This window comes from Humibacillus xanthopallidus, assembly GCF_006716675.1.
Classification (GTDB): Bacteria; Actinomycetota; Actinomycetes; order Actinomycetales; family Dermatophilaceae; genus Humibacillus; species Humibacillus xanthopallidus_B.
Genome location: NZ_VFPM01000001.1, coordinates 1,729,216 through 1,742,492 on the forward strand (window position 1 = coordinate 1,729,216; position 13,277 = coordinate 1,742,492).

Genomic DNA, 13,277 nt, shown 5'->3' on the forward strand with positions numbered 1-13,277 from the left:
ACTACTTTCATGGCCCAGCCACGCGGGGAATCGGCTTTCATTTGTTTTCAAGGGGATTCGAGACATCGAAAGCGAAGCGCTCCTGATAGGAAAGACGGGTGCTCGACGAAGAAGCCGTCCTGACCGCGCTGTCCCGCCAGCTGCTCACCAGCCCCGGTGGCGTGACGGCAGAGGTGCTGCACCACGGTGCACTCCACCGTCTCGAGGCCTTCGGCCTCAGCCTCCTGCTCGCGCCGGCCACCGTCGCCGAGGCGGGTCTGAGCAACGTGCACCTGCGCGTCCACCGGCCGGGCGGCATCCGTCGGCGCCCCCTGCTGGGGCCGGGCAGCGGCTCCTCGGTGCGGCTCGGTGACCGGGAGGTCGTCGTCGAGGGCGCCCACGACGGGGTCGACTACCGGCTTGCCCTGCGTCTGGGCACCGAGCACGCCACGTGGCACTGGCTGCTCGAGGTGACCAACACGAGTGCGGCACCGGTCACCGTCGACGCCGTCCTCACCCACGACCCGGCCCTGGCCCCGATGGGCGCCGTGCGCACCAACGAGTACTACGTGAGCCAGTACCTCGACCTGTCGCCCGTGCAGACGGCCGACCAGGGCGTGGCCGTGGCCGTGCGCCAGAACATGCCCGGTGAGCGCGCTCCCTGGCTGATGATCGGAGCGATCGGTGGCGGTGAGTCGTGGGCGACCGATGCGCTGCAGCTCGTCGAGCGCACGGCCGGCGGGGTCAGGTGGAGCGGCCTCGAGCGCCCGTCGCTGCCGAGCCGGCGCCTCCAGCACGAGCACTCCCTCGTCGCCGTGCAGGACCAGCCGACCGAGCTCGCGCCCGGGCAGACGCACCTCACGGGCTTCTGGGGGATCGTGCTGCCCGACCACCCCGAGGCCACGTCGGACGCCGACGCCCGGTGGGCCGCGGTGGCCCTGCACGACGCCCCGTCGACGAGCGAGGACGAGCCGCAGCTCGTCGGCACCGATGCGGGCACACTCTGGTCGTCTGCCGCCGCCCACCCGTCGGCGCCGCTCGACCGGGCCACGCTCGACCGGGCCGGGCTGCTCTCCGGTCGCACGCACATCGAGCGCGACGCCTCAGGCACCGAGGTCGCCTGGATGGTGAACGACGGCCAGTTCGTCACTGCAGCAAAGGATCTCGCCGTCCTGCGCCCTCACGGCCACATCCTGCGCACTGGAGAAACGCTCACCCCCGACTCGCGCGGACTCACCTCGACGGTGTGGATGGCCGGCACCTTCCACTCCCAGATCACCCGCGGACACGTCGGCCGCGACCCGGTCGCGACCGGGCGGCGCACCTACCTCGGGCTCCAGCGCGCCCACGGCGTGCGCGTCTTCGTCGAGGACGACGCCGCAGGCTGGCAGCTGCTCGAGTGCCCGAGCGCGTGGTTCCTCGGCCTCGACCACTGCCGATGGTGGTATGCCGCCGCGTCAGGTCCCGCGGTCGAGGTCACCTCCAGCGCGCCCGCCGACGAGCACATGCTCGGCCTGCGCATCACCCAGCACGGCGGAGCAGCCCGCCGCCTCCTGCTGGCCTGGCAGGTGGCCGACGACCTCGGAGAGCCGCCGGCCGTGGCGGTCGGCGAGCAGGCCGCGCACCTGCGAACGGCCGACGCCCCGCACGACTGGCGTCTCACGTGGTCGGCCCCCGGGGACGCCGAGGTCGGTGACGGCCGCCTCCAGGACGACGGCGTGTCACGCGGACCCGGCTGGCTCACCGTGCTGGTCGACCCCGTCGACGAGGTCGAGCTGACCCTGACCGCCGAGACGGGTCGCGGGCCGGACCGCCTCGGCGGCGACGAGGTGCTGCCGCGCTCGCCCGCTCTCGGCCGGGACTTCTGGCGCCGCACGGCCGGCGCCGTCTCGCTGACGAGCAGCACGGAGTCGCACCGGGCCCGAGCCGAGCAGCTGTCGGCGGCCCTGCCCTTCTTCGCACACAACGCCCTCGTCCACTACCTCTCGCCGCGCGGGCTCGAGCAGTTCTCCGGGGGCGCCTGGGGGACCCGCGACATCAGCCAGGGGCCGGTGGGCCTGCTCACGGCGCTCGGCGACCAGGCCTCGGTCCGCGATGTCCTCCTGCGTCTCTTCCGCGCCCAGAACGCCCGGGGCGACTGGCCGCAGGCCTTCGACTTCCTCCCACCCCTGGCGTCCGCGGGTCAGCAGGACTCGCACGGCGACGTCGTGTTCTGGCCGGTGCTCGCTGCGGGTGACTACCTGCGGACGACGCGTGACGCGAGCCTGCTCGACGAGCGACTGCCCTTCGTCGGCGACGACGGCCTGACGGTGGACGAGCCCGTCATCGAGCACCTGCGGCGTGCCGTCGCACGGATCACGGAGTGCACGGTTCCGGGGAGCCCGCTGCCCGCATACGGGCACGGCGACTGGAACGACTCGCTGCAGCCGGCCGACCCCGCCCTCGCGGCCCGGCTCGTGTCGACGTGGACCGCGGTGCTCCAGACCCAGGCGCTGCGCACGCTCGCGGAGGGCCTGCGCGCTGCGACCGACGGCGCGGCGGCGGACGGCTCAGCAACCGACGGCGCGGCGGCCGGCAGGCCGAGCGGCGCCGGGGGCGTCGCCGAGCTTGCCGACGACGCCGCCGCTCTCGCGGACCGCACCCACGAGGCGATCAGCGCACGTCTCGACGACGACCCCGTGCTGCCGGGCTACCTGCTCCACCACGACGACGGCACCGTCGAGCCGCTCGTGCACCCGCGCGACGAGCGCACTGGACTGGGCTACGGCGTGCTGCCGTGGATCCACGCCATCAGCGCCGACCTGCTGACCCCGGAGCAGGCCCGTCACCACCTCGACCTCATCGAGGAGCACCTCCTCGGCCCCGACGGCGCCCGGCTCTTCGACCGGCCGGTCGGCTATGTCGGTGGACCGATGACGATCTTCCAGCGGGCCGAGGCGAGCACCTTCTGGGGCCGCGAGATCGGGCTCATGTACGTCCACGCGCACCTGCGCTACGCCGAGGCCCTCGCGCGCGTCGGAGACGGAGACGCCCTCCTCACGGCCTTGGCGAAGGCGAGCCCTGTCGGCCTCGATTCGCTGGTGCCGCAGGCTCGCCCGCGTCAGACGAGCTGCTACTACTCCTCGTCCGACGGTGCGTTCTCCGACCGATACGACGCGCAGGAGCGATACGCCTCACTGCTCGCCGGGGACGTGCCGCTCGAGGGCGGCTGGCGCATCTACTCCTCCGGGCCGGGGCTCGTGCTCCGCCTCGTCACCGAGGTGCTCCTCGGCTTCCGCACCCGGGGCGAGCACATCGAGGTCGACCCCGTGCTGCCGCCGGGCAGCGAGCTCGTCGCCCACCTGCCCGTCGGTGGCCGGCCGGCCGTCGTGCGGTTCAGCGCCGGCACACTCGGCCACGGCGTACGTCGCATCACGGTGAGCGGGCGCGACCTGGAGCTGACCGCACTCACCAACCCCTACCGCCGCCCCGGGGTCGCCGTGCCGCGCGCGGCACTCGTCGGGGAGCACCCCCACCCCGACGGCCAGCCTGACCACTCGCCCGACCAACCCGTCGAGATCGCCGTGGAGACCCACTGACATGACGTCGCCCTCCGGCCCCTCCGAGCGGCCGTGGTTCGATGCCACGCTGCCCACCGAGACCCGCATCGACATCCTCATGGAGGCAATGACCCTGTCTGACAAGGTCGCCCAGACCCATCAGGTCGCCAACATCGACCCCGAGGCCGACGCCGATGCCCTGCGCGCCGGGCGCATCAGCTCGAGCCTCTACGCCTCGGGTGCCACCGCCGGCAACGAGCGTGACGCCGGGGTGCTCGTCGGCAACATCGACGCCGCGCAACGCCACGCCGTCGAGGGCAGCCGCCTCGGCATCCCGGTGCTCTTCGGCCGCGACGTCATCCACGGGCACCGCACGGTCGGCCCCATCCCGCTCGGCCTCGCTGCGTCGTTCGACCCCAGCCTCGCCGAGGAGGTCGCCGCCATCGCCGCGCGCGAGGCGGTGATCGACGGCGTGGCGTGGACGTTCGCCCCCATGGTCGACCTCTCCGAGGAGCCGCGGTGGGGCCGGGTCGCCGAGTCGCTCGGTGAGACCCCGGTGCTCTCGGGCCGGCTCGCCGCCGCGCTCGTGCGCGGCTTCCAGGGCGACGACGTCAGCGACCCCGACCGGCTCGCCGCGTGCGCCAAGCACTTCGTGGGCTACGGCCTCGCCGCCGGTGGGCGCGACTACGACACCGTCAGCGTCGGGGAGAACACCCTGCGCAACCTCCACCTGCGCCCCTTCAAGGCCGCCGTCGACGCCGGGGTCACGACCGTCATGGCGGCCTTCAACGACGTCGACGGCACGCCGATGCACGCCCACGAGCGCCTCATCCGCGACGTGCTCAAGGGCGAGTGGGGCTTCGACGGGGTCGTCGTCGCCGACTGGAACGGAGTCGGCCAGCTCGTCAACGCAGGCGTCGCGGCGGACCTGCGCGAGGCCGCCGCCCTCGCCATCCGGGCCGGCGTGGACCTCGACATGTGCAGCGGCGCCTACCTCGCGCACCTCGTGGAGCTCGTCGAGTCGGGTGAGGTCGACGTCGCGCTCGTCGACGACGCCGTGCGCCGGGTGCTGCGCCTCAAGCTCCGCCTCGGGCTCTTCGACCGCCCGTATGCCGTCCGCCCCGGCGCGTCGAACGCGCCGACCCCGGAGACCCGCGAGGTCGCCCTGCGGGCGGGGCAGGCAGCGCACGTGCTCGTCAAGAACGACGGAGTCCTCCCGCTCGACGCATCGGCCGGGTCGGCCGGGACGACGGGGTCGGCCGGGTCGACCGGGTCGACCGGGTCGGTCCTGCTGAGCGGCGCGTTCGTCGACGACGGCGACGCCCTTCTCGGCACCTGGGTGCTCGACGGGCGGCCCGAGGAGGTCGTGACACCGGGCGTGGCCCTGCGCGAGCGCCTCGGCGACCACGTCACCGTCGCCGACGGCCGCTTCTCCGACGTGACGCTCATGCAGGCGCGGGTCGCGGAGACGACGGTCCTGCTGCTCGGCGAGCACCGCTCCCGCTCCGGAGAGGCGCAGTCGGTCACCGACATCGGCCTGCCTCCGGGCCAGCTGGACGTGCTCCGTGCGGTCGCGGCGCTCGGCAAGCCGCTCGTGGCCGTCGTCTACACGGGGCGGCCGCTCGACCTCAGCGAGGTGCTCGACCTCGCGGGCGCGGTGCTCGTCGTGTGGCACCCGGGCACCGAGGCCGGCAACGCCCTCGCCGACGTCCTGCTCGGTGAGGTGGAGCCGCACGGTCGCCTGCCGATGACCTTCCCGCTCTCGACCGGGCACATCCCGACGAGCACGCACCAGCGGCCGACCGGCCGGCTCATCCGGGCCGACGTCGACCACCGGGAGGGCCGCTACATCGACGCCCTCACCTACTCGCGCCTGCCCTTCGGGTTCGGCCTGTCCTACACGACGGTCGAGTACTCCGCGCCCACCGTGTCGTCCCCGACGCTGGCGACGGACGGCTCGGTCACGGTGTCGGTCACCGTCACGAACACCGGCGATCGGCCGTGCCGCGAGGTCGTGCAGCTCTACTTACGCGACCCGGTGGCGGAGGTGACCCGTCCCCTGGTCGAGCTCACCGACTGGTCGCTCGTCGACCTCGAACCCGGCCAGGCGCGCGAGGTCACCTTCGACGTGCGGGCCGAGCAGGCGGCATACGCCGGCCGTGACCTGACGACCCGCGTCGACGAGGGCGAGATCGTCCTGCTGACAGGGCCCGACGCCGCCCACCTGGGCGCCGTCTCCGTGACGGTGAGGAGGAGCTCATGATCGAGATCACGCAGCGCGAGATCCGCATCGACGGTCGGCCGAGCATCGTCATGTCAGGCGAGGTGCACTACTTCCGTGTCGCGCGGGCGGAGTGGGGGCAGCGGCTCGACCTGCTCGTCGAGGCGGGGTGCGACACCGTCGCCTCCTACATCCCGTGGCTCTTCCACGAGCTGCCGGACGGCACGATCGACGTGACGGGAGCGACCCGCGACGAGCGTGACGTCGGCGCCTTCATCGACCTCGCCGCGGAGAAGGGGCTGCGCTTCCTCGCCCGCCCCGGCCCGTTCGTCATGGCCGAGCTGAAGAACGAGGGCATCCCGTTCCGCGTCTATCGCGACCACCCCGAGGTCGTGCCGGTGGGCTGGGACGGACGCCCCGCCACGTCGCGGACCGTCGACTACCTCGCGCCGGCGTTCGTCGCGGAGACCGGTCGGTGGTTCGACGCGATCATGCCGGTGCTGGCGCCGCGGCTGCAGCCTGCGGGCGGCCCGATCGTCGGCGTGCAGCTCGACAACGAGATCGGGATGCTCGCGTGGGTGACCAACTCGCCGGACCTCACCGATGGGCTGGTCGAAGCGTTCGGCGAATTCGTTCTCGAGCGTCATGGCTCGGGCTCGGGCTCGGGGTCGGGCACCGGCGTCGGGGCCCTGCCGTATGCCGTGTCGCCGGGTGAGGACGGATGGGCCGCCCTCGTGCGTTCACCGACGGAGGACGTGGCCGGCGCACTGCGGCTCGAGCTCGGGCTCTTCATGCGGCGGCGGTTCGCGGACTACGTCGCGCTGCTGCGGCGGATGTGCGAGGAGCGCGGCGTGGCCGGCGTGCCGTTCCTCATCAACATCCACGGCACCGAGGGCGGCAACGGAGCCCCCTTCCCGATCGGCATCAGCCAGCTCGTCGACACGTATGCCGGCATCCCGGGGATGGTGTCGGGCTCGGACCACTACCTCGGCGAGGCCACGCTGGGCACGATGACCGACCTCTACGTCATGAACGCCTTCATGGCCGCGGTGCACGATCAGGACCAGCCGCTCACCTCGCTTGAGTTCGAGGCGGGCTCGGGTGACTACGGCGGTGGGGCGGAGATGCAGTACGACCCCTCGACCGCGGACCTCAAGACGCGTCTCTGCCTCGCCCAGGGCAACCGGCTCATCAACTACTACCTCTTCGCCGGGGGCATCAATCCGCCGCTCGACGAGCGCGTCGGCGACGGCAACGACCGGCTCTCGTTCACCGGGGAGCGCCACGGCACAGCGGCGCCCGTGGGGCCCGAGGGCCAGCGAGGCTACGCCTACGAGGCGACTCGCAGCGCCGTGCTCGCCGTCAAGGCCAACGAGCCATGGCTCGCGCGGATGACCGAGGACCACGACGACGTGACACTGGGGCTCGTGCTGGACGCCTACATGACGGAGTACCACCACCCGGGGTCGTCGGTGATGACGGAGGTCGTCGACGACCTCACGGCGCACCGCGGTGCCGGGGAGCGCAAGGCCCTCGCACGCTCGCTGCTGCTCGGCGGATTCCGTTTCGGCGCAACGCATCTGGAGCGGAATGATCCTCGTCCGGGCTCAACCGTGGTGCTCGGCGCTGGTCGTCATCTGTCGCGGGTGGTCCAGGAGCGCCTCATCGGGCACGTCGTCGCCGGCGGCAACCTTGTGCTCCTCGGGCCGCTGCCCGAGCGCGAGCTCGACGGGTCGCCGTGTCGGCTGCTTGCCGACGCGCTCGGTGTGACGGGAGGCGAGGTGCGACGCGACTCCGGACACTTCTTCCCGTCCCTCGTGGCACACGGCTGGGCGGCGCCCTGGCCCGAGACCCGGGCCGGCTGGGTGCAGTCGCTCACCCACAGCCGCGGCGACGTGGTCCTTACCGACGTCGACGGAGCGGTGTGCGGCGTCGATGTGCCGCTCGGAAAGGGGCGTGTCGTGGTGCTTGCTGCCCAGGTGCCCTCTGACGCAGGGTTCTTCTCCCGCGCGCTCGGGTCGCTCGGTGTGCGGCCCGGCCTGCGCCTGGAGACGCAGTGGCCCGGCGTCATTGCGACGACCACGAGCACCGACGACGGTCAGCGTGCGCTGCACCTCATCAACACGTCGGGCGCTTCGGCATCCGTGACGGTGGCGCTCGACGGAACGGCGATCGCTGGGGGCGTGACCCTGAGCGTGCCAGCGCGGTCGGGGCACATCCTGCCGCTCGGACTCTCGGTCGGCAGACGTCGGATCGACTGGGCCTCGGCCGAGATCGCCGGCGTCGGCGCTGACGGGGCGGTGCGGTTCCGGACCGGGCTGAACGCGGACGGTGGGACGACGGTCATCGTCGACGGGAGGCCTGGCGCACTCGACCCGGGGAAGCACGTCCGGCGCCCCTGACACCCACCATGAGCAGGGACGGCCGAGCCCCGTCGAGTCATCGCGATCGCCATTCTTCCCTCGGCCTCCGGGAACACCGGTAGCCCCTTCCGCCCAGAAAGGGCGCGGAGGCGGCGGGTGCTGCCTGCAGACTCGGGCGTCCATTGAGCGGCCAGGCCATCTCATTGGATGGCTTGCACTGTTAGGGACGGCCTGACGCCTGATGTGCACGTAAGGTTCGAGGACCGCTGGACCTCGGCGCCGTGCCGAGGTCCAGCCCAAAGTGGCGCGCGCTGGTTCACGGCGGCCTGAGCCACGTCCGACTCGCAATCGAACTCCAGGGGACATCTTGAGTTTCAGCGCCGCTCGCCTGACATGCTTTGCCCTGCTCTCGGCACTGGAGGAAGACCTTCGCGCCGAGATAGAGGCTGTCGCCCCAGACCTAGACATTGTCGAGAGCTTCGGCCCCGATCGAGCTGAGCAAATTAGGCGGCGCCGAGCCCGCGACCATGGACGTCCGCAATCGGATTCGCTTGTGACGCTGTTGCCTTACCTTGACTTTGCAGACGCGTTCACCATCTTGAACAAGCAGTACAACAAGCTTTCGGAATCCCTGAAGGTCCTTTTGGACGAGTTGAAGCCTTACAACGGGCAACTCTTCGCTGCCCGAAACCGGGTAGCGCACTCGCGTCCGATGGAAATCGACGACCTTCCAAATGTAATTGATGCCACACGCGCATTGATTCATAAGCGCGGCGATCACTTTCCAAGCCTAACCGCAACGCATGATCGGATCGCTCAAGACCCCTCGCATGTCCTCGCGCTTACGGTCGACCTAATCGCAGATCCGGACCGAGCTCCCCAGAACAACCTTCCAGTACCCGACTTCGATGAGACTGGGTTCTTCGGCCGCCGCGCCCAGGTCGACCGCGTTAAGAAGGCTGTCAAAGGTGCGTACCCCGTAGTATCGATTCTCGGGGACGGCGGCTTGGGTAAAACGGCCCTTGCACTCAAGGTGGCCTACGAACTTCTTGACGACCACAAACAGTCCTTCGATGCGTTCGTTTGGGTCACGGCTAAAGCCACCGTCCTGACCGTGAACGAAATTCGTCGCATAAATGACGCGGTGCAAGACTCGCTTGGACTCTTCACCCTTGCCGCTGCAGAACTTGGAGGAGATTCCAGTGCCGATCCCACCCAAGAGCTGCTCAGCTACCTAGAAACCTTCAAAGTACTTCTGATCCTAGACAATATGGAAACCGTCCTGGACCAGCGGCTCCGCGACTTCCTTCTGGATCTTCCTATGGGAAGTAAGGTGATGATTACCAGTCGCATCGGCCTAGGTATTGAAAACCCGGTGCAGCTCGCGCCGCTTACGGCTGACGAGTCTGCTAACCTCCTGCGTGCTGTCTCACGTGTCCGACAGGTCCCCGCCCTGACATCGCTCACGCAGACCCAGGTCCAGTCTTTGGCCGGAGCGATGTCAGGGCATCCTGCTTATATCAAATGGTTCGTCTCGGGAGTTCAGGCAGGACGACGGCCCGAGGAACTGCTGTCAAACAATGAACTTCTCCTCGACTTCTGCATGTCAAATGTGTACGAATATCTTGACGAAAGTCCCAAGGCAGTTCTCCGGTCTATGCAATCCCTACCCGGGGCCAAAACCCAAGCCGAACTTGCGTTCGTTAACCAGTGCAATTCCAGCGACATTCAGGCCGCGCTGCTCGCGCTGATCACCACCAACTTCGTCCAAATGCAAAGCCTTTCGCCATCGCAGGTTCTCGAAACCACCTATCAACTTAGCGATTTTGGAAGGCAGTACCTAGACAAGGCTCATCCTGTCTCCCCGGCGGAACACGCATGGCTTGTGGCCCGGCACGGCGAACTGAGCGCCCTGGGGGACACCCTGCGTGCCGAGAATTCCGCGTCCCCTTTCGATCCGTACACGGTTGACGTTCGAAGCACTGGCGACTTTCATGTAGCCAAGCTGCTGCGCGACGCAATGCAGGCGGTACATGGAGGCGACGGCGAGGCAGCCCTGGCACTATGCAAAGAAGCTCAAGGTTTGTCTCCGACGTACCATGAGGCGTGGCGTGTTGAGGCCCTCGTTCACGATCTACGCGGCGATTTCCCCTCCGCGGCGCTGGCGTACGACCGTGCTGTCGAATTGGCCCCTGACGCGGCCCCGCTCAATTACTTTTACGGCATCTATTTGTCCACCCACGGTGCCAACCCAAAGCAAGGGCTGCGTCGCCTGCAGAAAGCTATGCAGGAGACCGGATCAGACAGCGCGGTGCTCGCCCAGATCGCCCGCACTCACACTCTTCTCGCCGACTGGTCCTCCGCAATCTCTACGGCGACACATGCGGCTCGGACGGGCCGATTGCAGCCAAGAGAGACCTCGGAGGCCCTGCTCTGGGGCCTCCGAGCTGCAGCTGTGGGAGCGCAAACACTGGCCGAAGCGGGCGCCCACGCGCAATCCCTTGAACTCATCGAGGAGTCGCTCCCCGTGTGTGCTGCCGTCGCATCAGACTTTCCCTTGGGAATCGCTTTCGATCGGATTTTGCAGCTCATAGAGGTATGTGAGGGAATCGCGAGGGAGGCATCCGATGACTTCGTGGCGCGCAAGTCGGCGCAGTTCGAAGGAGCGTTAGACGCAATCCACTTGGAGCGAGGGCCGCATGATTCGGGTAGACGCATAGGTAGAATCACGACTCTGTTCCCGGAGAAGTATTTTGGATTCATCAAATGCGGTAAGACAGATTACTTCTTTCACGGCCGCGCGCTCCCAAGCGCTGATGTCTGGGATGTCTTGGTTGAGGGAACCCCGGTCGCGTTCCGACCCATTGACGATCATCCAAGGGGCGCCCGTGCCGGCGAGCCTGTACCACTAACGTAGGCTTGCATTGCCTTGCGCGCGGCACGGTCGAAGGGCTCTACGAAACCGAAACACGTGCCTATTAGCCACACAACGGGGACGCAGACGGCCTCATGCCCGTCAAGTCTTGCATTCCGTGAGCTAGACGGGCCGTCGAGTGACTTTCCCTGTAGATGATGAACCGTCCTCTCTCATGGGCTGTAGCTGGGACGCCTCTAGTCGTTGCACGCAAACGCGGATCGTACGGCCTCGTCACCTCGATCGACCAAACCCAGAGCGCCAGCGCAACTCACGGTGAGCGCGTTGAAAGCGTTCGGGCGGGCCATCACTCCGGAGTGTCGTAGTTTGAGAAGATACGCCAGCGATTCCAGGCGTCTCCGTCCTGGGCGGCAGGGGCCATGTCTTGCACAACCTCGTAGTCCGCGTCGACAGCGTCGAGAAACGCCTTTGCCAAGAGTACGGCTGCGTAATTCTCACCGAAGTCGTAGACCTCACTCCACGAAGCAGACGGACTGACAATGTCGTTGGCCTCGTTGCGAAAGCGACCGTGCTCTGCGCCAGCAAGGATGGCGCCGGCGGGCACCCAAGAGTCTATGAGCTGGTCGAACTCCTCCGGGGACATTCGGACGGTCACGACGGCACGGCTGCGGCGGGGGAGATGTCTCATAGGGCCAGTCTGCTGTCCACAGGCCCTTGCCAGTGGGCGACGCGCCTGATCGACGGGAGTGCGAATGCGGCACGGGGCCAGCGTCCCTTCGGCGCCGAGTCCCCCGGCTGTCAGGGGCGAGGTGTGAGGATGTGGCATGCAAGAACTGACCTGGGGACTCGACGTCTCCACCGATAAGGCCGAGACTGCTGCCGTCGCCCTCGACTGGTCGATTCAGGGTGAAGCGCGCGTCGTCGAGGTCCGTCGCCCACTCCGGGCGGCAGAGATTGCGCCGCTCATCCACGAGCACAGAGTGTGCCGGTGGGCGGTCGACGTCCCGTTCGGGTGGCCCGACCTATTCGTCGCCCTCATGGCTAACCGGCACAGCGCGCCCTGCAGCGCACGAGATGCCGGCTGAGGCGGACTGGGAGAAGTGGCGAACCCGGCAGGTGGCACAACGACTCACCGACCGGTTCCTCACTGACGACAGCCGCATCAAGACACGCCCCCTGCCCGCCTCCTTTCAGTTGCTCGGTGCCACCGCCGCGATGTGGGTGCTGGTCGAGGCGCAGCCTGTGTCACTAGGCGTCCAGATCGAGTGGCCTGCTCGTAACACGAGGGGCAAGTGCATCGCGGGAGTGAAGGCAGGTCCAAAGGCTATTGCGTTGTGTTCCCGCGTCACTCCGCCGCATGCGACTGCGGCGATCGTCCCCGAGACTCCACCTCAGCCAGCAGGTGTCGCATTGACCACGAGGGTGACCACGAGGTAGCTCAGGCAACCCATCGCGGCCCAAACCATGAATCGATCCAGGAGCACCATGGGCCAGTACTTGCCGCGTGCGTGAGCGGCGGCAAGTCCACCGACTGTCGCAGGGAGGGCGACGAGCGCCGCGATCCAGGGGCCAAGGATGTAGAGACCTAGGACGACGACGAAGATGTCCAGAGTCCACCACCCGGAGCCATTACGTGGATTGGCTCCCGCCGAGATCGAATAAGCACAGAGCACGAGGGCCACGCCTGAGATCCAAGGTGCGCTGGTGTCCAGGCCCGGCGCCACGAAGGTCAGCAGGGTTCCAAAGTCCTTGGCCCATGGAAGGGTGCTGACAGCGGTCGCCACGCCGGCCACCGTTGTCGTCTTGACAAGGACGACGCCCATGGCCGTGGCGAGCAGCCACTCAGCCGTGCGCGAGGCTAGAAAGGGTTTGGCCGGCCGAGGGGATATAACAGCCTCGGTTTGCTCTGGACTCATCTTGAGCATCCCTTCTTCAGGTGTGGCTGCCGTGGTGGAACGTCGAAGGCGGGAGTCCAATAGGTGCGGGAATCGTCGTAGTGGCGGTGTGGTGGCTGATGACGGCGGGACGCGCGCTTTTCGACCCCGTTCGTTGGATCTGCGAACCTCATGGACGCCACTGCTCCATGCCGCGCCGACATCGGTCCGTCCGCACGTCTGCTGTCGGTGCCATGTCAGGTCGAGGTGGGAGCGCCGTAGGGCTAGCGCCATAGCGCCGAGATTGGTCGAATGCCTCACGGCGATGGCGAGCGATCTGTGGGATGAGTCTTTCCGCCGCGTAGGCCAAAGCCGCCGGCTTGGACATCCGTGGCCTTCCGCCATGATGCAGACTCCAACGTGGCG

7 protein-coding genes are annotated in these 13,277 nt (G+C 68.3%); 5 read left to right on the forward strand and 2 right to left on the reverse strand.

Annotated features, from left to right (window positions below; translation table 11 throughout):
- Positions 1–98 precede the first annotated feature (98 nt).
- From FBY41_RS07550 to FBY41_RS07565, 4 genes are all read left to right on the forward strand, one after another.
- A complete protein-coding gene (locus tag FBY41_RS07550; RefSeq protein WP_141842800.1) occupies positions 99–3,557 on the forward strand; it encodes a hypothetical protein in 3,459 nt (1,152 codons plus the stop codon).
- 1 nt (position 3,558) lies between these two features.
- Entirely contained in the window at positions 3,559–5,781 is a 2,223-nt protein-coding gene (locus FBY41_RS07555) for a glycoside hydrolase family 3 N-terminal domain-containing protein (RefSeq protein ID WP_141842802.1), read from the forward strand.
- The gene (locus tag FBY41_RS07560; protein WP_141842804.1) at positions 5,778–8,141 is read left to right on the forward strand and encodes a beta-galactosidase; all 2,364 of its coding nucleotides are present in this window, start codon (positions 5,778–5,780) and stop codon (positions 8,139–8,141) included. The genes FBY41_RS07555 and FBY41_RS07560 overlap by 4 nt, the downstream gene beginning before the upstream one ends.
- Before the next feature lie 328 nt (positions 8,142–8,469).
- Positions 8,470–11,019 carry an NB-ARC domain-containing protein gene (locus FBY41_RS07565; RefSeq protein WP_141842806.1) on the forward strand — a complete coding sequence of 850 codons (2,550 nt, stop codon included), beginning with the start codon at positions 8,470–8,472 and terminating at the stop codon, positions 11,017–11,019.
- Between the two features lie 304 nt (positions 11,020–11,323).
- Here the strand turns inward: FBY41_RS07565 and FBY41_RS07570 are convergent, their stop codons facing one another.
- Positions 11,324–11,665: a hypothetical protein gene (locus FBY41_RS07570; RefSeq protein WP_141842808.1), complete on the reverse strand. Its 342-nt coding sequence runs from the start codon at positions 11,663–11,665 to the stop codon at positions 11,324–11,326.
- A 136-nt stretch (positions 11,666–11,801) separates the two neighbouring features.
- Between FBY41_RS07570 and FBY41_RS07575 the strand changes: the two genes are divergently transcribed.
- Complete coding sequence (locus FBY41_RS07575; protein WP_141842810.1) at positions 11,802–12,062, forward strand: DUF429 domain-containing protein; 261 nt, start codon at positions 11,802–11,804, stop codon at positions 12,060–12,062.
- A gap of 306 nt (positions 12,063–12,368) precedes the next feature.
- On the opposite strand, the gene FBY41_RS07580 is transcribed toward FBY41_RS07575, so the two are convergent.
- Complete coding sequence (locus FBY41_RS07580) at positions 12,369–12,893, reverse strand: hypothetical protein (RefSeq protein ID WP_185748935.1); 525 nt, start codon at positions 12,891–12,893, stop codon at positions 12,369–12,371.
- Between the last annotated feature and the right edge of the window lie 384 nt (positions 12,894–13,277).